Raw genomic sequence first — 20,247 nt, 5'->3', positions numbered from 1 at the left:
CTGGGCGGCAAAGGATCGCAAGATCCTTTGCCGCCCAGCGAAGGGGCGGGGCCGCCGGAAAAATCCAACGGCCCCGCACCTGGCACTGCTGACTGCCCGAAGGCGGACCAGCTTAGACGCGCGGCTTCTCGCGCATCTCGAAGGTCTCGATGATGTCGCCTTCGGTGACGTCGTTGTACGACCCCAGACCGATACCACATTCGAAGTCCGTGCGGACCTCGGTGGCGTCGTCCTTGAAGCGCTTGAGCGACTCAACGGTGAGGTTGTCACCGATGATCTTGCCGTCGCGGCTGACGCGTGCCTTGGCGTTGCGGCGGATGATGCCCGAGCGGACGATCGAGCCGGCGATGTTTCCGAACTTGGAGGAGCGGAAGACTTCGCGGACCTCGGCGGTGCCGAGCTGGACTTCTTCGTATTCCGGCTTGAGCATGCCCTTGAGCGCCATCTCGATGTCATCGATTGCTGCGTAGATGACGGAGTAGAAGCGCATGTCCACGCCTTCGCGGTCTGCCAGTTCGGCAACCCGCTCGGCGGGCTTGACGTTGAAGCCGATGATGACGGCGGAGTCGACCGTTGCCAGGTTGACGTCGTTCTGGGTGATGGCACCCACACCGCGGTGGATGACGCGCAGCTGCACGCCTTCGCCGACGTCGATCTTGAGCAGCGCGTCTTCGAGGGCTTCCACGGCACCGGACACGTCACCCTTGAGGATGAGGTTGAGGGTGTCGATCTTGCCTTCGGCGACGGCCTGGTCGAAGTCTTCCAGGCTGATGCGCTTGCGGCGCTTGGCCAGGGCGGCGTTGCGGTCGGCTGCTTCACGCTTCTCGGCGATCTGGCGGGCGGTGCGCTCGTCAGCGGTCACGAAGAAGGTGTCGCCGGCGCGCGGCACGTTGGACAGACCCAGCACCTGGACGGGGCGGGACGGGCCGGCCTCGGTCAGGGCGCTGCCGTCGTCGTCGAACATCGCACGGACGCGGCCGTGGGCCGTGCCTGCCACGATGGTGTCGCCGACGCGCAGGGTGCCGGACTGGACCAGGACGGTGGCAACAGCACCGCGGCCCTTGTCCAGGTTGGCTTCGATCGCGATGCCGCGGGCGTCCTTGTTCGGGTTGGCGCGCATGTCCAGGGCAGCGTCCGCGGTGAGCAGGACAGCCTCGAGCAGCTCGTCGATGTTGAGGTTCTGGCGGGCAGAGACCTCCACGAACATGGTGTCGCCACCGTATTCCTCGGGAACCAGGCCGTACTCGGTCAGCTGGCCGCGGACCTTGTCCGGGTTGGCGCCTTCCTTGTCGATCTTGTTCACGGCCACGACGATCGGCACGTTGGCCGCCTGGGCATGGTTGAGGGCCTCAACGGTCTGGGGCATGACGCCGTCATCGGCTGCGACCACCAGGATGGCGATGTCGGTGACCTTGGCACCACGGGCACGCATGGCGGTGAACGCCTCGTGGCCCGGGGTATCGATGAAGGTGATCTTGCGGTCATTACCCTCATGGTTGTGAGTGACCTGGTAGGCACCGATGTGCTGGGTAATGCCGCCGTGTTCGCCGGCCATGACGTCGGACTTGCGGATGGCATCGAGCAGCCGGGTCTTACCGTGGTCGACGTGGCCCATGACGGTGACTACTGGAGGACGTGCCTCAAGGTCGTCGTCGCCTTCGGCTTCGAGCTCAGCGTCGAAGTCGATGTCGAAGCCGGAGAGCAGCTCGCGCTCCTCGTCCTCCGGCGAGACAACCTGGAGCTTGTAGCCCAGTTCCTCGCCAAGCAGGGCGAAGGTCTCTTCGTCCAGCGACTGGGTGGCCGTGGCCATTTCACCGAGGTGGAACAGCACGGTGACCAGTGCGGCGGGGTTTGCCTCGATCTTGTCGGCGAAGTCCGTGATGGACGAGCCACGGCGAAGCCGGATGACGGTGTTGCCGTCGCCGCGGGGTACGCTCACGCCACCCAGCGACGGGGCACTCATCTGCTCAAGTTCCTGGCGCTTTGCGCGCTTGGACTTGCGCTGCTTGCCACGGCCTGCGCCGCCCTTGCCGAATGCACCCTGGGTGCCGCCGCGACCGCGGCCGCCCTTGCCGAAACCGCCGCCGGCGGGAGCACCGCCGCCACCACCGGGACCACCGGTGCCGGGAGCGCCACCGGGGCGTCCGGGACCGCGGCCGCCGCCGGGACGGCCTGCACCTGCGGGTGCGGGACGCTCAGTGCGGTTGGGCATCATGCCGGGCGTGGGACGGGGACCACCGGGACGCGGTGCACCCGGACGGGGTCCGCCTGCACCTGCGGCGGGGCGGGGCCCACCGGCACCGGCTGCGGGACGCGGCCCACCGGGACGCGGTCCGCCTGCACCTGCAGCGGGGCGCGGCCCGCCGGGACGGTCGCCGTCGGTGCGGCTGCCGCCGGGACGGGGCATGCCCTGCGAGGTGGCGAACGGGTTGTTGCCGGGGCGCGGGGCGCGCTCACTGTCTCCGCCGCGGCCCCGGGGCATGCCCTGGGAAGTGGCGAAGGGGTTGTTGCCCGGACGGGGTCCGCCGGGACGGGGACCGGAGGCGCCCGGTGTTGTTCCACCCGGACGGGCGGAGGGAGCCGGGGTCTCGGCCTTGGGGGCCGGGCGTGCACCGGGCTTGGCACCCGTGGAAGGAGCACCCGCAGACGGTGCTGCGGGAGCGGCAGGCGCGGCGGGAGCCGGCGCTGCCGGTGCAGCTTCCTTGGCAGCGGGCTCGGCGGGGGCGGCCGGAGCCGGGGCCTCAGCCTTGGGGGCCGGAGCCTTGGGCGCAGCCGGGCCGGGAGCCGGGGCTGAAGGACGGGTACCTGCTGCGGGAGCGGGTGCCTTGGGGGCAGCGGCGGGCGCTGCGGCCGGTGCTGCCGACTTTGCGGCAGCGTCGGGGAAGGCGTTGCGCAGTTTACGCACAACGGGGGCCTCGATGGTTGACGAGGCGGAGCGAACGAATTCGCCCAGTTCCTGCAGTTTTGTCACTGCATCTTTGGAAGTTATACCGAGCTCTTTGGCGAGCTCATGTACGCGGACCTTGGCCACATTTCTCCTGTCTCGGTCCGCACCGAGCCAGGCACGAACCGTCTACTTCTTACTGCGGACCCCAGCCGCTGTTGATGCGAAGGGGCCCATTGCAGAGCGCAACAAAGTTGTCATCGTTACGCACTCATCGCTGGGAACTCATCGGGTTTCCATCAGATTTCTGACCCGCTTTCAGGTTGGACGGTTGGTGTTGCAGCCACCGGGGCGGCGTCAACGTTCGGGCCTGACGTGATCCGGTGTTCGACGGCGGCGGTCCCGGTTGCGCCCTGGAGGGCACGTCCGAATGCTCGCCGCTTGATCGCCAGAGCCAGGCACGATGCGCTGGGGTGCAGCCATGCACCCCGGCCAGCCATCCGGCGTCGTTCATCCACCAGGACAGCGGTTGACCCGCTGCCTTCGGCGACGAGCCGGAGCAACTGCGACCGCGGCCCCTTCTTCCGGCAGCCGATGCAGGTACGTTGGGGCTGATTCCCGGTGGAAAGCATTTCTGCCACGGTCATCGTCCTGACGTTCCTTCTGCTGGCCGCAGGTTTTACCGTTTCCGCAGTCACGGAAACGAGCACGCCCAAGGCACACGGCTACCGGCCGTTAGGCGCGGTCTTATCTATTCTAGCCCCTCCGGGCCGTTCTGCCCGAAACCGGGTGGCTGGTGCGGTGCATCAGCCACCCTGCCCGGACCTCACTTATCGCGGTTGCCCGCGGCGTCGGAGACGATGTCGATGCGCCACCCGGTCAGCTTGGCCGCCAGGCGCGCGTTCTGGCCTTCCTTGCCGATGGCCAGGGACAGCTGGTAGTCGGGGACCACCACCCGGGCGGAGCGCGTGGCTTCGTCCGTGATGGTGACCGAATTCACGCGCGACGGCGAAAGGGCGCTGGCAATGAACGTGGCCGGGTTCTCGCTGAAGTCGACGATGTCGATCTTTTCGTCGTTCAACTCGGTCATGACGGCGCGGACGCGGGAGCCCATTTCACCGATGCAGGCACCCTTGGCGTTGATTCCCGGGGTGTTCGCCTTGACGGCGATCTTGGTGCGGTGCCCGGCCTCGCGGGCCAGCGCCACGATTTCCACGGAGTGGTCGGCGATCTCGGGTACTTCGAGTTCGAAGAGCTTCCGGACCAGGCCCGGGTGCGACCGGGACAGCGTGACGGACGGGCCCTTGGTGCCGCGGTGCACATCGATGACCAGGGCGCGCAGCCGGTTGCCGTGGATGTACTTTTCACCGGGAACCTGCTCGGGCGGCGGCAGGAGAGCCTCGATCGAACCGAGGTTGACCTGGATCATGTGCGGGTTGTTGCCCTGCTGGATGGTGCCGGACACCAGCTCGCCTTCGCGGCCCTTGAATTCGCCCAGGACGTTGTCGTCCTCAACATCGCGGAGGCGCTGCAGGATGATCTGCCGTGCGGTGCTGGCGGCGATGCGGCCGAAGCCCTCCGGGGTGTGCTCGAATTCGCCGATGGGAGCGCCGTCGTCGTCAATCTCGACAGCCCAAATGGTCACGTGGCCGCTCTTGCGGTCCAGTTCCGCGCGTGCTTTTTCGAAGGCGCCGGGTGACTTGTGGTAGGCCACCAGGAGCGCCTGCTCGATGGTGGGGATCAGGAGGTCCAGCGGGATTTCACGCTCACGCTCCAAAAGTCTCAGTGCGCTCATGTCAATATCCATCAGGCCTCCTCAGAAGGTCCATTGTGTTCAGGTTCCAGACCGTCCTCCGGGAGGTGGCTGAATTCGATCTCGACTTTTCCGTTACGGATCCTGTCGAAAGGAAGTCTTACTGGGTCACCCTGCCGTGGCTTCATGCCCTTCTTGACGGGCACCTCGGGGATAAGCGTCACTCCCCCGCCGTCCACGGCGTGGATGCGGCCGGTGACGTTTTCGCCCTGGACAACGTTGACCTTGACCATCCGTCCGCGGGCGCGGTGCCAGTGCCGGGGTTCGGTCAGGGGACGCCCGACGCCGGGTGAGGACACCTCGAGGTCGTAGGGCCGGCCGTCGTCGTTGGGGTCGTTGTCCAGCACGTCAGAGAGCACCCGGGAGATGTCGGCGATGACGTCTAGGCTGACCCCGCCGGTCTCCTCCTGCGGCAGGTCCACCACAACGTGGACCACCCGGTGGGAGCCGGGGATGATGGCAACATCCTCAAGGTACAGTCGGTTGGCCTGGACTGCGGGTTCCAGGAGGGCCCGGAGCCTGGCAGCTTCAGGATTGTGGGCCGGCGCGGATCCGCTTCCCGTACCGGTATGGTCTGGTGAAGCCGTGGCTTCTGCATTGCTCACGATGCCGGCCGCCCTCCCTATAGATGATGTGGTGTTTACTAGCGTAGCTATTTTACCGGTCCAGTGGTGCACCGGGGTGCCCCCTCAGCGTGACACCATTGTCTGTTGTGAAAGCCCGCCGCCAGGACACCGACCCCCGCATGCGCCCGATCCGATTTGCCGTCTTTGCCCTTGCTGCCCTGGTTGTCCTGAGCCTCGGTTTCGCCCTGATTCCCGCGGAAAAACCCGCCCCTGCCGAGCCTCCGTTTTCCGAGCGGGCCCCGGCGGCAGCGCTCAGTGCGGCCCTCGATCTGCGGGCCGCCGGAATGGAGCTCGCTTCCGCCGGCGCCGCGGATTCCACCGCTGTGGACCCTGTTGTGACCTTGCTGACCATCCAGGCCAGGGCGTTGATGTCCCCGGGCGCGGCCTCCATGACCGGTTCCGCCACCGGGCCCGCGGCCGGGTCCCCCCAGGCTTCGCCGCAGGCAAGCCCGTCAGCAGCTTCCACCGCCGGTCCTCGAAACGCCGCGGAGCTGGTCCAGGCCCTGGCCACCAGCGGGGCCACCCGGCTCAGGGACGCTGAAACGGCCGACGGCGGGATGGCACGGCTCCTCGCGGGCGTCGGCACCGCGCAGCTCATCGCGGCCGGGCGTCTTGCCGCTGCCACCGGGGTCCCCGCGCCGCAGGGAACCCCAGGACCGGACGCCGAGGCGCCGGGGACACCAGCAGCCGCTTCTCCGTGCCCCTCGCCTTCGGTCCCGGCCACATCGTCCCCGGCCGCTTCAGGCCCGTCCGCCTCAGCCCCGTCCGCGAAGGACAGCGCGGCGCCCGCCACTCCCCCAGGCACGCGCCAGGCCCTGGCCGCTGCCGTTTCCGCCGAGCAGCAGGCCGTCTACGGCTACCAGGCGGCGCTCCCCCGCCTCGCTCCCGCGGAGGCCGGTCCGGCGTCGGAATTCCTGGGCGCGCACAAGGAGCTGGCTTCGGCCGCGGCGGAACGTCTCCGGGCGGCCTGCGGCGGCCCCGTGCCGCAACAGCCCGGATACGTCCTCGATCCGGGCTTCCTGGCTGCCCCGGCGGCCGGGTTGGGCAAACTTGAAGCGGCAACGCTGTCCTCGTATGGCGACGCTGTGGCCGTCTCGCAGGGCCAGGACCGGATATGGGCCCTGGCAGCCCTTCGCTCCGCCGCAAGCCGTGCCTTGCGCTGGGGAGCAGACCCCGGGCCTGTGCCGGGCCTGACCCTGGACATCGGGCAACTGCCTGCCCTTCCCGCCGGGGCCGGCCGTCCCACCGGGACCGGACTGGCGCCGTCGCCCGCTGCATCCTGAACCCCGTGGCGAAGGGGCCGCCTTTCCCACCCTGGATCCGCTCTCGAAGGAAGGCCTTGTGGAGGGTGGCATTGGGCTGGCGGGGGTGGTTTGCTGAAGGGATGAACGCGGACGAACCGGCCGATGCCCCGGGGACCAATGCAGCCGGCCCGGATCTGAACCGCCACCTGGAGACGGAACCGCACGGCGACGACACGGCGCACCGGCTGAACTGGCTGCGCGCCGGTGTCCTGGGCGCCAACGACGGCATCGTCTCCGTTGCCGCCATCGTCGTGGGCGTGGCCGGGGCCACCGCCGAGCTGGGCCCCATCCTCACGGCGGGCGTAGCCGGGGTGGTGGGCGGTGCGGTGTCCATGGCGCTGGGCGAATATGTTTCCGTCAGCAGCCAAAGCGACAGCCAGCGGGCCCTGATCGAGAAGGAGCGCCGCGAGCTGGCGGAAGATCCGGAAGCGGAACTGGCCGAGCTGACCGCCATCTACCAGGCCAAGGGCCTCACCCCGGAAACTGCGGCCAAGGTCGCCGGCGAGCTTACGGCCCACGATGTCCTGGCAGCGCACCTGTCCGCCGAGCTCAACATCGACGAAGCGGACATCGTCAGCCCCTGGCACGCGGCTTTCGCCTCAGCCATTGCCTTCACCATTGGCGCCATCCTGCCCATGCTGGCCATCCTGCTGCCACCGCCGGGGATCCGGGTCCCGCTGACGTTCGTATCGGTGCTGGTGGCCCTGGCGCTGACAGGTGCACTCGGTGCCTGGATTGGCGGCAGCTCGAAAACCAGGGCCGCTGTCCGCGTGGTGGTGGGCGGGGCCCTGGCACTCGCGGCAACGTTCGTGATCGGCAACCTGCTCGGGGCCTCCGGTGTTGTCTGATCCCGTGGTGCCCGGCGCCTTGTCACCGGACCGCTTGCCATCTCCCGTTCCCGTTCCCCCGGACCTCGCTTCCCGCTATGCCCGCAGCAGTGCGGGACGGGCCTGGCTGGACAGTCTTCCGGGCCTGCTGGCGGACCGCCTGGAGCAGTGGCACCTGGAGGTTGACCTGGCCCCGGGCTGCTTTCCCTGGAGCGGCCACGGTGGCCTGGTCGTCCCGGTACGGCAGGATGACGGCTCGCCGGCAGCCCTCAAAATCGCTTTTCCCCATGATGAGGCGACGGTGGAGCGGCATGCGCTGGCCCTCTGGGGCGGCCGCGGCGCCGTTCTGCTGATGGCCTCGGACAGTGGATCCTGTGCCATGCTCCTGGAACGCCTCGACGCCGGCCGGTCGCTGGCGGACCTGCCGCTGGAGGAGGCAGCGCAGGTGTGGGGCGGATTGGTGCGCCAGCTGGGACTCGTCCCGGACCACCGCCCGGAATGGCAGGAGTTCACCCACATAGCTGCCCGGGCCGAACAATGGAGCGATGACCTGCCCGCGGACTGGGAACAGCTGGGACGGCCGTTTCCGCGGTGGCTGTTGGAAGCGGCGCTGGAGGTGTGCCAGACCCGCGGCGCGGTGGGACGCCGGTCCGCCCGGGATCTCCTGGTCCACACGGACCTGCATTTCCTGAACATCCTGGCCCGGCCGGGAACAGCGGGGGCAACCCCGGCCGGCTATGCGGCGATCGACCCCCAGCCCATGATCGGCGAGCCGGAGTTCGCGGTTGCGCCGCTGCTCTGGAACCGCCTGGGAGACCTGCCCGCCGCCCGGCCCGGTCCAGCGCTCCTCAGCCGCTGCCACGACTTCAGCACCGCCGCCGGCCTGGACCCTGCCGCGGCGCGGGAATGGGGCATCGCCAGGGAGGTGGAAAACGCGCTGTGGTACGCCGGGAAGGGGCACCGGGGCGACCTGGCGCGGTCGCTTTGGGTAGCCAGCACCCTCGCCGGAAACACTTTGGAGGACCTGCCGCATCCCCATTCGCTGCCGGAACCTGGACAGGGCGGATAGGGTCCGCCCTGCTGCCGGAAGGCGCGCACCGGCGCTGGATGGTCAGGAGTTCCGCACCGCGGCCAGGGCTGACCTTACAGCGTCCACTGCCGTGGCCACATCCTCCCCCGCCGTGTGCCAGTTGCTCACCGAAACCCGGAGGATGTCACGGTCCCGCCAGTGCGAACCGGACATCCACACCTTTCCCTCCTCGATGATGCGGGCGGTGACTGCGCGGGTGGTCTCGTCATCCCCGAATGCCAGGCACACCTGGGTGTAGCCGACGTCATTGAGTACCTCCACCCCGTCCAGGGCCGCCACCCCCTCCGCGATGGCCGTTGCTGCCGCGGCCAGGCCGCCCACCTGCGCGGCCACCCCGTCGCGGCCGAGGCTTTTCAGGGCCGCCCAGACCGGAACTCCCCGTGCGCGCCGGGACAGCTCGGGGACCTTTTCGAAAGGGTCGCCCGGGCCTTCGGCGTCATGCACCAGGTAGCTCGCATGCAGGCCCATCGCAGCCCGCAGTGCCGACGGGTCCCGGACGATGGCGATTCCGCAGTCGTAGGGCACGTTCAGGGTCTTGTGGGCGTCCGTGCCCCACGAATCCGCCTCTTCAAACCCCCGGGTGAGATGCCGCAGTTCCGGCACAGCGGCAGCCCACAGGCCGAAGGCACCATCGACGTGGACCCACGCGCCGTGTTTGCGTGCGACGGCGATGGCCTCGGCAAAGGGGTCAAAGGCACCCGAGTGCAGGTTGCCGGCCTGGAGGCACACCAAAGCGGGTCCGGCGCCATCAGCAAGGGCCACATCGAGCGCTGCAGGGACAAGGCGGCCCTGGCCGTCGGCGTCGACCTCCCTTGGCTTACCAAGGCCCAGGTAGCGCAGGCCAAGGTCCACGGTGTCGTGCCGTTCCCGTCCCACGAAGCAGCGGATCCGGGGTGCACCGGAGAGGCCGTCCCGGTCCAGGTCCCAGCCGGCGTCCGCGAGCAACCGCCACCGGGCAGCGGCCATTCCGGTGAAGTTCGCCATGGTGGCGCCGGTGACGAAGCCGACGTCGGCCCCCTGCGGCAGCCCCAGCAGCTCCAGCACCCACTGACCGGCGGCTTCCTCGATGGCTGCCGTCGCCGGAGTCGCGTAGCGGAGACCGGCGTTCTGGTCCCAGGCACTGACCAGCCAGTCGGAGGCCAGGGCAGCGGGCAGCGTGCCGCCGATGACCCAGCCGAAGAACCGGCCGGAGGGCATGGCCATCAGCCCGGGCTCGGCCTGCGTGGCCAGGAAATCGATCACCTCAGCAGCGGGCATGCCCGCTGCGGGCAGCGGCCCGCCAAACACGCCGGCAAGATCAGAGGCATGCAGGCGGGGTCCTACAGGGCGGTTCCGGAGGCTGGCCAGCCAGGCCTGCGAATGCCCTGCTGCGGCCGCCAACGCCGCGGCATACCCGTCGTCGCCGTGTGCCATACCTGCATGCTACGCCGGGCAGGCCCGCGTCACGAGGACCAGTTTCCGGGACGGGATCAGGCGAAGTTTTCCTGCCAGACGTCGTAACCGAGCTTGACGATCAAGGCCCCGACAACCACCAGGAAGACCACCCGGACAAACTTGCTGCCCTGCTGCACCGCGGTCCGGGCGCCCAGGTAGCCTCCGGCCATGTTGGCTGCTCCGAGCAGCAGGCCGATGCCCCACAGGATGGAGCCGTGCGGCAGGAAGAACAGCAGCGCCCCGGCGTTGGTGGCCATGTTCACGATCTTGGCCTTGGCGCTCGCTTCCAGGAATGCATACCCCATGGCGGACACCAGGGCGATGACCAGGAAAGACCCCGTCCCGGGGCCGATGAGCCCGTCATAGAACCCAATCACCGCACCGATGAGGCAGGCGACCACATAGTGCCGGTGGCCTTCGTGCCGCAGTGCCGTCAGCTCGCCGACGCTGGGCTTGAGGGCGGTGAAAAGCGCGACGGCGACCAGCGCCACCACGATGATGGGCTTGAAGACCCCGGCCGGCAGGGTGGCCGCCAGGCTCGCTCCGCCGAAGCTGCCCGCGAGGGCTATGACGGCCATGGGGACCGCCGTCCGAAGGTCCGGCCCCACCCTCCGGTAGTAGGTGGCGGCGCTGGTGGCGGTCCCGAAGATGGAGCCCATCTTGTTGGTGGCCAGCGCCTGGACGGGCGCAATGTCGGGAACCAGCAGCAGTGCGGGAAGCTGGATAAGGCCTCCGCCGCCCACCACCGCGTCAACCCAGCCGGCTGCGAATCCAGCCACCACGATCAGGATGATGGTGGTGAGCTGGATCGACTCGAAGCCGGAGATCACTGGTTGCGGACGGCGTTGACCACGTAGTCGACGGCCTTGTCCACCTCGATGTTCTCGGCTTCACCGCTGCGGCGGTCCTTGATCTCCACCACGCCGTCCACCAGCCCGCGGCCCACGGCGAGGATGGTGGGAACGCCCACCAGCTCCGCGTCGCCGAACTTCACTCCGGGCGAGACCTTGGGACGGTCGTCATAGATGACCGACAGGCCTGCTGCTTCGAGATCCGCCGAGAGTTTCTCCGCTGCCTGGAAGATCTCCTCGCCGCGGCCCACGGCCACCACATGCACGTCGGCGGGTGCCACGGTGCGGGGCCAGACCAGCCCACGGTCGTCATGGTTGGCCTCAGCCAGCGCGGCCACGGCACGGGTGACGCCGACGCCGTAGGAACCCATGGTGACCACTACCTGCTTGCCGTTCTGGTCCAGCACCTTGAGGTCCAGGGCTTCGGCGTACTTGCGGCCCAGCTGGAAGATGTGGCCCATTTCGATGCCGCGGGCGGTCTCCAGGGGGCCGGAGCCGTCCGGCGAAGGATCGCCGGCGCGGACTTCGGTGCACTCAATCACGCCGTCCCAGGTAAAGTCGCGGCCCGCGACCAAACCGAAGACGTGCTTGCCGGCCTCGTTGGCACCGGTGATCCAGGCGGTGCCGCTGACCACGCGCGGGTCCACCAGGTAGAGGAGCTTTGTGGCGCTCTCGGCGCCGAGGAGGGCGTGGTCCAGGGAAAGGCCCGGGCCCAGGTAGCCCTTGACGATCAGCGGCTGCTTCTTCAGGTCCTCCTCGCCGGCCTGCTCGAGTCCGATCTCGCCCGCAATGGGCAGGAAGGCGCCGATGTTTGCTTCGACGCGCTTGAGGTCCACCGCGCGGTCGCCGGGAACACCGATGACCACCAGCTGCCGCTCACCGGTGGGCAGCGTGACGGCGAGGACCACGTTCTTGAGCGTGTCAGCGGCAGTCCAGGCGCCGCCGTCGGCCTCTGCCCGCGGGGCAATCTGGTTGGACGCGGCAACCAGGGTCTCGATGGTGGGCGTGTCCGGGGTGTCCAGGACTTCCGCGGCCGGGGCATTGGTAAAGTCGATCGGCTCGGGGACCACCGTGGTGACAGCCTCCACGTTGGCCGCGTAGCCGCCTGCGGAGCGGACGAAGGTGTCCTCGCCGATCTCGGTGGGGAACAGGAATTCCTCGCTCTTGGATCCGCCCATGGCGCCGGCAGTGGCCGCTACCGGCACAACTTCGAGTCCGAGGCGGTCGAAGATCTTCAGGTAGGCGGCGCGGTGCGCTGCGTAGCTGGCATCCAGCCCGGCGTCGTCGACGTCGAAGGAGTAGGAATCCTTCATGATGAACTCACGGCCGCGGAGGAGCCCTGCCCGGGGACGGGCCTCGTCGCGGTACTTGTTCTGGATCTGGTACAGGCTCAGCGGCAGGTCCTTGTAGGACGAGTACAGGTCCTTGACCAGGAGGGTGAACATTTCCTCGTGCGTTGGGGCCAGCAGGTAGTCGGCGCCCTTGCGGTCCTGCAGCCGGAACAGGCCCTCGCCGTATTCGGTCCAGCGGTTGGTGGCCTCATACGGTTCCCGGGGCAGCAGGGCCGGGAAGTGGACTTCCTGGGCGCCGATGGCCGTCATTTCCTCGCGGATGATTTCCTCGACCTTGCGCAGGACGCTCAGCCCCAGCGGCAGCCAGGTGTAGATGCCGGGGGCGGCGCGGCGGATGTAGCCGGCGCGGACCAGAAGCTTGTGGCTGGCGACCTCGGCGTCGACGGGGTCTTCGCGCAGCGTGCGCAGGAAAAGCTGGGACAGTCGTAGGACCACGGGTGGTATCCGTTTCTGGGGAAGTGCTGGGTCAGCAGGGCCGGACAAATTCGTCTGGGTACTAATCTACCGGCACTCAACCGGCGGGACTGACTGGCGATGGCGGGAGCGCCTGGGGCCACCCCCGGACACAGTAGAGCCACGCCCGGGAATACAAAGCCCCTGGCCCCCCAATAGGGCTGGTCATCGCATCCGGGCGTGGCTCAACGCCGTTATCGCCTGAGTACTGGTGAGGACTGGTGAGACCGCCCACCCCACTTCCAGCGCAGCTAGATCGAACTTATGTGATCGTGCACACGTTTGACAAGTGTTTTATTTTGGGAATCCGTTTGCCGCCGGTTGCTGATTCCGTTGCCGGTTGTTACTTCACCAGGGCGGCCGCGGAGTCAAGGAGCGCACCTGCCCGCTGGACGGCGTCGGCCTCGCTTGCGCCGCCGGACGCAACCGAGGTGAGCACGACGCCCTGGTGGACAAGTTGCGCCGTGATCGTGGACTGGGTGCGGCCGTCCGGCAGGGCACTGTCCGTGCGGTAGGCGACCGCACCGGGCTGCGTACCGGCGTCCACCGGCGTGATGGTGACCGAGATGTCCATGCCGGAGGCAGTCATGGTCATTGAGGAGCACTTCGCCAGCTGCTCCGACGGGTCGGCAACCTTGCTGAGGAAACTTTGGTCCAGGCCGGCAACCAGTGACAGGGCGGTGACAGCGCCTGTGGACGCATCATTGCTCATGCCCACGGCCATGGCCGCTCCGTCGACCGAAGGCACGGCGCTTGCCGCAGCCAGCGCCTTGCACTCCTCCGGCTTGACGTCGATGGAAGCGAGCATCGCCTTCGTCTGCTCCAGCGTGGTGTTGATATCGGCACTGGGCAGGACGGAGAGCCTCCGGTCGGCCGCGTCCCGCACCTGGCTCACAATGGCGGCCAGTTCTTCAGCCGTGTATGCCTTCGCCGTCGGGCTTGGCGTTGGAGTTGCCGTGGGGGTGGGGGCGGCGGCCGTGGTGCCGGAGCCCGCGGACGGTGCGGGAGAGGACTGTGCGGCCTGCGGCCCGGGTCCCCCACACGCAGAAACTGCTGCGGCCAAAAGGACTGAAGCCCCGAAAGTTCCCAGCACCGATGTCTTCACTTTTCCCCCAATATTCTGCTTGGAACCGGCGACCGCCGGCTAGAAGAGAACTGTAGCGAAGGTGCCCACCTGGCGGAAGCCGACGCGTTCATACGTGGATCTTGCCCTGGTGTTGAAGCCGTTGACATAAAGGCTGGTCACGGGTGCTATCTGCTGGGCCTTTTCGACGACTGCCGACATGTAGCCGGCACTCAACCCCTGGCCGCGGAAGACCGGGTTCATCCAGACCCCCTGGACCTGGGTGACATCGTCCGTGACCGCCCCCAGCTCGGCTTTGAACACTACCTCCCCCGCGTCATTGAGGTGGACCATGGAATGACCCTGCCTGATGAGGCCCTCGACGCGGCGGCTGTAAAACTCCCTGCCGCCAAGGTAGGGCGAGTAGCCCACCTCCTCCTCGAACATGGCGGCGCAGGCCGGAAGGATGCGGTCGAAGTCGGCCAGGTTCCCCAGGGCCAGGCCGGGATCGGGCTGCACCAGGGGCGGCCCCTCGATGACCATCAGTGGCTGGTCGGCCCGGACCTCGTGGGCACGGTGGCCGAGCTCCGCCAGTTCGGCATGGAGCGCCAGCACCGCGTCTGCCGGACCGAAGGCAGACGCATACCGGCGCCCTGAGCTGTTGGCGGCCTCGGCCACCAGGGGGGCCAGGGCGGGATCGAGCTGGACCGGAACCAGGTTGGCTCCGGCCCAGCACGCACCTGCAAGGATGCCGTCGTCGAAAACGCCGATGACCCCGGCACCGCCGCTGGTGGGGGCCGCCGTCCCCGTGGCACGAAGGTGCGCCAGGATGAACACGTTGGTCACCGGGTCCTGCCCGGCGAGCGATTTCAGCGCGGGGGTGTCCTGGCCGTCGAGGGTACGGACGGAAAGCCCCGCGGGGTCTGCCGCGTCCTTACGAGACGCTAACCACGGGGCTACCTTTGACAGCATCTTCGCCATCGGCCTCCCCCATCTCTTCCGCGATACGCATAGCCTCTTCGATCAGTGTCTCAACAATTGCGCTCTCGGGAACAGTCTTGATGACCTCGCCCTTCACGAAGATCTGGCCCTTGCCGTTGCCGGAGGCAACACCAAGATCAGCTTCGCGGGCCTCACCGGGGCCGTTGACGACGCATCCCATGACTGCCACGCGCAGCGGGATCTCCATCCCTTCCAGCCCGGCCGTGACCTGTTCTGCCAGAGTGTACACGTCAACCTGGGCACGGCCGCAGGAAGGGCAGGACACGATTTCAAGCTTGCGCGGACGCAGGTTCAGCGACTGGAGGATCTGGTTGCCCACCTTGATCTCCTCCACCGGCGGCGCGGAGAGGGACACGCGGATGGTGTCGCCGATGCCGCGGGAGAGGAGCGCCCCGAAGGCCGTGGCGGACTTGATGGTGCCCTGGAAGGCGGGGCCGGCTTCGGTGACGCCCAGGTGCAGGGGCCAGTCGCCTTTTTCCGCGAGCATCTCGTAGGCGGCCACCATGATCACGGGGTCGTTGTGCTTCACGGAGATCTTGAAGTCGTGGAAGCCGTGTTCTTCGAAGAGCGAGGCTTCCCAGACCGCTGATTCAACCAGCGCTTCCGGGGTGGCCTTGCCGTACTTCTTGAGGATGCCCGGCTCCAGGGAGCCCGCGTTGACCCCGATGCGGATGGAGGTGCCGTGGTCCTTGGCGGCGGCGGCGATCTCCTTGACCTGGTCATCGAACTTGCGGATGTTTCCGGGGTTCACGCGCACTGCCGCGCAGCCTGCCTCGATGGCTGCGAAGACGTACTTGGGCTGGAAGTGGATGTCCGCGATGACCGGGATCTGCGATTTCCGGGCGATGATGGGCAGCGCCTCGGCATCGTCGGCGGACGGGCAGGCCACGCGGACGATGTCGCAGCCGGACGCGGTGAGCTCGGCGATTTGCTGCAGGGTGGCGTTGATATCCGTGGTGGGCGTGGTGGTCATGGACTGCACGCTGATGGGGAAATCAGATCCTACGCCTACCGAGCCGACTTTGATCTGGCGCGTCTTGCGGCGGGGGGCAAGGACGGGCGGTGGTGCTGACGGCATTCCCAGGCTGACCGAGGTCACGTGGACTCCTTGAGTTGAAAGGGTAAAAAAGCGGCTACGCGGCAATCCCGGCCAGCATGCCGGTTACCGGAGACCATTCCGTGATGCGGGTTCCGGCGATCACACCGGCTTCAGCGAAAGGGTCCTGCTTGAGGATCGAGTTGAGGGCGCCTTCATCCGACGCCTTGAAGATCAGCAGGGCACCCGCGCCGTCGCCGTAGGGGCCGCTGGCCACGATGACGCTGTCCTGTGCCAGGCCGCCTGTCCATTCCCGGTGCGCGGGGCGGACCTCATTGCGGGTTTCGGTGGAGTTGGCGGCATAAACGTACTCAACGGCAAAAACTGTCATACCGCTACCCTATCGCCATGGCCGCCCTGGTACTGTCCCAATCCCCAGTACCGGAGGATGTGCCGGGGCCGAGCGGACGTCGCACAGGGGGCTGCGGTCAGTGCAGGAAGAGGACTTTGACCGCGGCAGCGGTACCGGCGGCCCAGAGCATGGAAGTAAGGGTCCCGATGATGAAACGCTCAGCGGCAACCGGCGTCTCCTTCAGCTCGGCAAACCTGCCCAGGCCCTTGATGGCAACGATGTAGGCGATGGCCACGGGCTGGCCTGTGAGGATTGCCAGGCACACCCCCAGCCGCTCCAGCACGCCGATGATGGCCCCGCCGCGCAGGATGCGCTGGCTGGGTGCGGCCGGTCCCGCTGCGGCGGCGTTCGACGCCGGCCGGCCGGGAGGGGCGGTCAGCTCGCTGTCCACTGCCTGGTTGCCTGCGCCGCCGGCCGCGTCATGAGCCGGGCCTGCGCCAGGAACCGGGTCTGCGCCCGCCACCGGCACGGTGCCTCCGCGCGGCCCCGGGGATGCGGGGGAAGGGTCATCGACGGTGACGTCGGCCGACGGGTCCTCTTCCGCCGCCCGGGCTTCCTCCGCGGCCTTGGCGGCATCTGCCTTGTCGTCGATGGTCCGGGCGAGCTTGAACACCAGCGCAGTGACCGGCCAACCGGCAAAGCCCGCCACCACCAAGGCCACTGCCACCCACAGTGCGGTCACGTGTCTCCTTCAATCCGGTCCGCTTCAACGTCAAGCCGGGCCGCCGGCTTTTGCTGGGCAGGCACATGCTGTTGCACGGTCATAGGCTGCTGCGCAGGGACATCCTCTTCGGCCTGGCCCACCCGGGAGTCGGCAAAACCAAGAAGCATGGACGCGGCGGGCCTGGCTGCCCATTCTTCCTGCCACCCGGAGCGAAGCACGGTACGGCTCACCGACTGCTCCGAAATTCCGAGTTCAAGCGCCACGTGCTTCTGGCTTCCGTGCCGGCCCTGGCCCTGGCCCCGTCCACCCAGGCGGCGCAGGGCGTCCACCACCCGCCACTGGGCTTCCGTGCGGTCCTGGACAAGCCGGCCCAGCAGCCTGAGCACCGCCTCCGCATTGGCACAGGCCTGCACCCCCTCCCCTGCAGCGAACCCCTTGGCCGCTTCCCCTGCCATGATGCCGGGCACCACCGACAACGGCACCTGGGAACCGGCGCCCTTGGCAAGCTCAACAGCCTTCCGCGCGGCAACAAAGGCCGTTCCAGTTCCTTCCCGGGGGCTGGCATGGGGCGGCAGGACTACGGTCCCAACACCAATCCCGACGTACCAGTGGCCGCCGCGGAGCGCGTGCAGGGCTATCTCCACCACGGCGGAGGCGTCCCGCACCACTCCCTGGACTTCATCCCCTACGGAACGCTCGAAAACCGGCTGTTCCGCGTCGGGCAGCTCAAGGCCGGCGAGCTGGTCGAGCAGGGCCGGTACACGGTCCTGGTCACCGGTGCTTCCGCGTTGATCGATGGTCATGACGAACATCTCTCAACCATAGTCGGTTGAGACTCATCGATCAATCAGATTTGGCTGATTTTTGAAAGTCAACCGATGTGGGGCGACTATCCGAACAGGTTGACCGGCTTGACGATGTCCGCGTAGATCAACAACGCGCTCATGCCCATCAACAGCGCTGCGACCACGTACGTGACGGGAAGCAGTTTGGCGATGTCGAAGGCCCCGGGGTCCGGCCGGCCGCGGAGCTTTGCCACCCGGCGCCGGACGCCCTCGTACAGGGCGCCCGCAACGTGGCCGCCGTCCAGCGGGAGGAGCGGGACCAGGTTGAACACCGCAAGTGCGAAGTTCAGGCCGGCCAGCAAGCCAACCAGGGTTGCCACCCGGGACTGCATCGGCACGGCCTCCATGGCTGCCACCTCGCCCGCAACCCTGCCCACGCCAACCACGCTGATGGGCCCGTTGGGGTCGCGCGGCTCTTCGCTGAACGCAGCCTTGGCCACGCCCACCACGCGGGCCGGCAGGTTGAAGACAACACCGGCCACCTGGCGGATGTTCTCCCCCGCCATGGGCAGGACGGACGACGCCGGCTGGGGCACCAGCGCCGTCTGCGCGCCGATGCCAAGGAATCCGACGTCCTGGTACTGGAGGTTGCCGGCGGCGTCGGTGGCCTGGCGACCGTCGGTTCCCATGACCGGCCGGGCCGACAGGACGGGGGTCACGGTGGTGGATACCGGGTTGCCGTCCCGCTGCACCGTAATGGCAACTTCCTTGCCGGCGGAAGCGCGGATCCACTCCGTCAACTGGTCCCACCTGGTGACGGGCTTGCCGTCGAAGGAGGTGATGGTGTCATTGGGCTTCAAGCCGGCCGCGGCGGCGGGCGTCAGCCGGCAGTCGGCAGAATCGGGGTCGACGGTCTGCCCTGCGGCCACCTGGCACTTGGACACGTCGGAAATGGTGGTGGTGGCCGTCGCAACACCGAAGCCCATCAGCAGCACGGCGGTGAGCAGCACGCCAAGGATCATGTTCATGGCCGGGCCGCCCAGCATCACGATGACCTTCTTCCAGACCGGCAGGCGGTAGAAGACCCGGTTTTCGTCGCCGGGCCCCACTTCCTCGTGGGCCATGGAACGGGCCTCGGTGGCCAGCGTCTGGAACATGCCGGTGCTCGAAGGCCGGACCGAGCCGTCCTCCTTGTTCGGCGGATACATACCGATCATGGAGACGTAGCCGCCCAGCGGCACGGCCTTCACGCCGTACTCGGTTTCGCCCTTCCGGCGCGACCACAGTGTGGGGCCGAACCCGATCATGTACTTGGTGACGCGGACCTTGAAGAGCTTGGCGGGGACCAGGTGGCCCACTTCGTGGAGCGCAATGGACACGGCGATGCCAAGGGCGACGAAGACGACGCCGAGGATGAAAAGTAGGACAGGGGTCATGGAGGTGCTGCTGCTTCCTAGAGACTGCTGACTGCTAAACGTTCGTGGGCCCGGGCGCGTGCCCAGCTTTCAGCATCCAGCACGGATTCCACCGTCAGCCCGGAGGAACCTGAGTGTTCGCTGAGCACACTGTCCACGGTGTCGACGATGTCGGTGAACCGGATCCGGCCGGCATGGAACGCCGTGACCGCTTCCTCGTTGGCCGCATTGAAGACAGCAGGGTAGGTGCTCCCCTGCTTCGCGGCATCCTTGGCCAGTCCGACGGCAGGGAAGGCGTCCGTGTCCAGCGGTTCGAAGGTCCAGGTGGCGGCCTGGGTCCAGTCGCACGGGACGGCGGCGTTGGGCACGCGGGCCGGCCAGCCGAGCCCCAGGGCAATGGGCAGGCGCATGTCCGGCGGGGAAGCCTGGGCGATGGTGGAGCCGTCCACGAACTGGACCATGGAATGGACCACGGACTGGGGGTGCACGACGACGTCGATCCGGTCCAGGGGAATGTCGAACAGCAGGTGCGCCTCGATGACTTCCAGGCCCTTGTTCACCAGGGTGGCCGAGTTGGTGGTGACCATGACGCCCATGTCCCAGGTGGGATGGGCCAGGGCCTCCCGGGGGGTGACGGAGTGGAGCTCCTCGCGGCTCCTGCCCCGGAACGGTCCCCCTGAAGCTGTGAGGATGAGCTTGTCCACCTCATCGGCATTGCCGGAGCGCAGGCACTGGGCGATGGCGGAGTGCTCCGAATCGACGGGGACGATCTGGCCTTCGCGGGCTGCGGCCTTGACCAGGCTGCCGCCCACGATCAGGGACTCTTTGTTGGCAAGGGCAAGGGTGGCCCCGGACTTGAGGGCCGAGATCGTGGGTGCCAGGCCGATGGATCCGGTGATGCCGTTGAGCACCACGTCCGCCTCAATCGCGGCAATGCGGGCGGACGCGTCCGGGCCGGCCACGATCTCCGGCCGGTACCCCGGGCGGCCGGCTGCAGCGGCGGCGTCGCTGATCAGCGACGCCAGCCGGGCAGGATCCCCGCCGGCAATCCCCACCGCAGCGGCGCCGGTGTGGACCGCCTGCCGGGCCAGGAGTTCCAGGTTGCCGCCCCCGGCACTGAGCGCCACCACCTCGAACAGGTGCGGGGCGCTGTCGACGACGTCAATCGCCTGGGTGCCGATGGAACCGGTGGATCCGAGGAGGACGATTCTGCGTGGCTGCATGGGTTAAGTATCC

Annotated in this window: 18 protein-coding genes; 3 read left to right on the top strand and 15 right to left on the bottom strand. The window is 68.0% G+C overall.

All coding sequences use genetic code 11. The features are described 5' to 3' along the window. Positions 1-112: 112 nt before the first annotated feature. From infB to ACWRN3_RS02240, 4 genes are all read right to left on the bottom strand, one after another. Positions 113-3,031: a translation initiation factor IF-2 gene (gene infB / locus ACWRN3_RS02255; RefSeq protein ID WP_476739758.1), complete on the bottom strand. Its 2,919-nt coding sequence runs from the start codon at positions 3,029-3,031 to the stop codon at positions 113-115. Positions 3,032-3,183: 152 nt separating this feature from the next. Continuing rightward, complete coding sequence (locus ACWRN3_RS02250) at positions 3,184-3,531, bottom strand: YlxR family protein (RefSeq protein ID WP_159635606.1); 348 nt, start codon at positions 3,529-3,531, stop codon at positions 3,184-3,186. Between the two features lie 179 nt (positions 3,532-3,710). Next, positions 3,711-4,691 carry a transcription termination factor NusA gene (gene nusA, locus ACWRN3_RS02245; RefSeq protein ID WP_159632360.1) on the bottom strand — a complete coding sequence of 327 codons (981 nt, stop codon included), beginning with the start codon at positions 4,689-4,691 and terminating at the stop codon, positions 3,711-3,713. Then, positions 4,691-5,302: a ribosome maturation factor RimP gene (locus ACWRN3_RS02240; protein WP_476739757.1), complete on the bottom strand. Its 612-nt coding sequence runs from the start codon at positions 5,300-5,302 to the stop codon at positions 4,691-4,693. Before ACWRN3_RS02240 ends, nusA begins: the two co-directional genes overlap by 1 nt. Positions 5,303-5,409: 107 nt before the next feature. On the opposite strand from ACWRN3_RS02240, the gene ACWRN3_RS02235 reads away from it, so the two are divergent. From ACWRN3_RS02235 to ACWRN3_RS02225, 3 genes are all read left to right on the top strand, one after another. Continuing rightward, on the top strand, positions 5,410-6,606 hold the full coding sequence (locus tag ACWRN3_RS02235) for a DUF4439 domain-containing protein (RefSeq protein WP_476739814.1): 1,197 nt from the start codon (positions 5,410-5,412) through the stop codon (positions 6,604-6,606). A 101-nt stretch (positions 6,607-6,707) separates the two neighbouring features. Continuing rightward, entirely contained in the window at positions 6,708-7,475 is a 768-nt protein-coding gene (locus tag ACWRN3_RS02230) for a VIT1/CCC1 transporter family protein (RefSeq protein WP_324644680.1), read from the top strand. Beyond that, positions 7,465-8,523, top strand: coding sequence for an aminoglycoside phosphotransferase family protein (locus ACWRN3_RS02225; protein ID WP_476739756.1), 1,059 nt, complete (start codon positions 7,465-7,467; stop codon positions 8,521-8,523). The genes ACWRN3_RS02230 and ACWRN3_RS02225 overlap by 11 nt, the downstream gene beginning before the upstream one ends. A gap of 42 nt (positions 8,524-8,565) precedes the next feature. Here ACWRN3_RS02225 and ACWRN3_RS02220 read toward each other — a convergent pair whose 3' ends face one another. The 11 genes from ACWRN3_RS02220 to dxr form a co-directional block, all read right to left on the bottom strand. Continuing rightward, positions 8,566-9,957 (bottom strand): pyridoxal phosphate-dependent decarboxylase family protein, encoded by a 1,392-nt coding sequence (locus ACWRN3_RS02220; protein ID WP_476739755.1) that lies wholly within the window; start codon positions 9,955-9,957, stop codon positions 8,566-8,568. Positions 9,958-10,013: 56 nt separating this feature from the next. Next, entirely contained in the window at positions 10,014-10,808 is a 795-nt protein-coding gene (locus ACWRN3_RS02215) for a sulfite exporter TauE/SafE family protein (protein ID WP_476739754.1), read from the bottom strand. After that, entirely contained in the window at positions 10,805-12,616 is a 1,812-nt protein-coding gene (locus tag ACWRN3_RS02210; protein WP_476739753.1) for a proline--tRNA ligase, read from the bottom strand. The genes ACWRN3_RS02215 and ACWRN3_RS02210 overlap by 4 nt, the downstream gene beginning before the upstream one ends. A gap of 361 nt (positions 12,617-12,977) precedes the next feature. Then, entirely contained in the window at positions 12,978-13,739 is a 762-nt protein-coding gene (locus tag ACWRN3_RS02205; protein WP_476739752.1) for a hypothetical protein, read from the bottom strand. A gap of 39 nt (positions 13,740-13,778) precedes the next feature. Further along, complete coding sequence (locus ACWRN3_RS02200; protein WP_255175555.1) at positions 13,779-14,669, bottom strand: GNAT family N-acetyltransferase; 891 nt, start codon at positions 14,667-14,669, stop codon at positions 13,779-13,781. Further along, positions 14,632-15,798, bottom strand: coding sequence for a flavodoxin-dependent (E)-4-hydroxy-3-methylbut-2-enyl-diphosphate synthase (gene ispG, locus ACWRN3_RS02195; protein WP_018771945.1), 1,167 nt, complete (start codon positions 15,796-15,798; stop codon positions 14,632-14,634). Before ispG ends, ACWRN3_RS02200 begins: the two co-directional genes overlap by 38 nt. A 34-nt stretch (positions 15,799-15,832) precedes the next feature. Further along, positions 15,833-16,126: a YciI family protein gene (locus ACWRN3_RS02190; protein WP_224025578.1), complete on the bottom strand. Its 294-nt coding sequence runs from the start codon at positions 16,124-16,126 to the stop codon at positions 15,833-15,835. Positions 16,127-16,223: 97 nt separating this feature from the next. Beyond that, a complete protein-coding gene (locus ACWRN3_RS02185; RefSeq protein WP_255175017.1) occupies positions 16,224-16,829 on the bottom strand; it encodes a hypothetical protein in 606 nt (201 codons plus the stop codon). Then, positions 16,826-17,614, bottom strand: a complete 789-nt coding sequence (locus ACWRN3_RS02180; protein ID WP_476739751.1) for a MarR family transcriptional regulator — start codon at positions 17,612-17,614, stop codon at positions 16,826-16,828. The genes ACWRN3_RS02185 and ACWRN3_RS02180 overlap by 4 nt, the downstream gene beginning before the upstream one ends. Before the next feature lie 86 nt (positions 17,615-17,700). Further along, on the bottom strand, positions 17,701-19,032 hold the full coding sequence (locus tag ACWRN3_RS02175) for a M50 family metallopeptidase (RefSeq protein ID WP_476739750.1): 1,332 nt from the start codon (positions 19,030-19,032) through the stop codon (positions 17,701-17,703). A 17-nt stretch (positions 19,033-19,049) separates the two neighbouring features. Next, positions 19,050-20,234: a 1-deoxy-D-xylulose-5-phosphate reductoisomerase gene (dxr, locus tag ACWRN3_RS02170; RefSeq protein ID WP_476739749.1), complete on the bottom strand. Its 1,185-nt coding sequence runs from the start codon at positions 20,232-20,234 to the stop codon at positions 19,050-19,052. Positions 20,235-20,247: the final 13 nt, after the last annotated feature.

It is taken from the genome of Pseudarthrobacter sp. rb (assembly GCF_056389225.1).
The sequence above is the reverse complement of the archived record's forward strand: the minus strand, read 5'-3'. Positions and strand labels throughout refer to the sequence as shown.

Bases quoted from the DNA above. Each gene is read 5' to 3' on its own strand.
- ACWRN3_RS02250 (WP_159635606.1), bottom strand. From the start codon at position 3,531: ATGACCGTGGCAGAAATGCTTTCCACCGGGAATCAGCCCCAACGTACC.
- nusA (WP_159632360.1), bottom strand. From the start codon at position 4,691: ATGGATATTGACATGAGCGCACTGAGACTTTTGGAGCGTGAGCGTGAA.
- ACWRN3_RS02230 (WP_324644680.1), top strand. From the start codon at position 6,708: ATGAACGCGGACGAACCGGCCGATGCCCCGGGGACCAATGCAGCCGGC.
- ACWRN3_RS02220 (WP_476739755.1), bottom strand. From the start codon at position 9,957: ATGGCACACGGCGACGACGGGTATGCCGCGGCGTTGGCGGCCGCAGCA.
- ACWRN3_RS02200 (WP_255175555.1), bottom strand. From the start codon at position 14,669: ATGCTGTCAAAGGTAGCCCCGTGGTTAGCGTCTCGTAAGGACGCGGCA.
- ACWRN3_RS02190 (WP_224025578.1), bottom strand. From the start codon at position 16,126: ATGACAGTTTTTGCCGTTGAGTACGTTTATGCCGCCAACTCCACCGAA.
- ACWRN3_RS02180 (WP_476739751.1), bottom strand. From the start codon at position 17,614: ATGACCATCGATCAACGCGGAAGCACCGGTGACCAGGACCGTGTACCG.
- ACWRN3_RS02175 (WP_476739750.1), bottom strand. From the start codon at position 19,032: ATGACCCCTGTCCTACTTTTCATCCTCGGCGTCGTCTTCGTCGCCCTT.
- dxr (WP_476739749.1), bottom strand. From the start codon at position 20,234: ATGCAGCCACGCAGAATCGTCCTCCTCGGATCCACCGGTTCCATCGGC.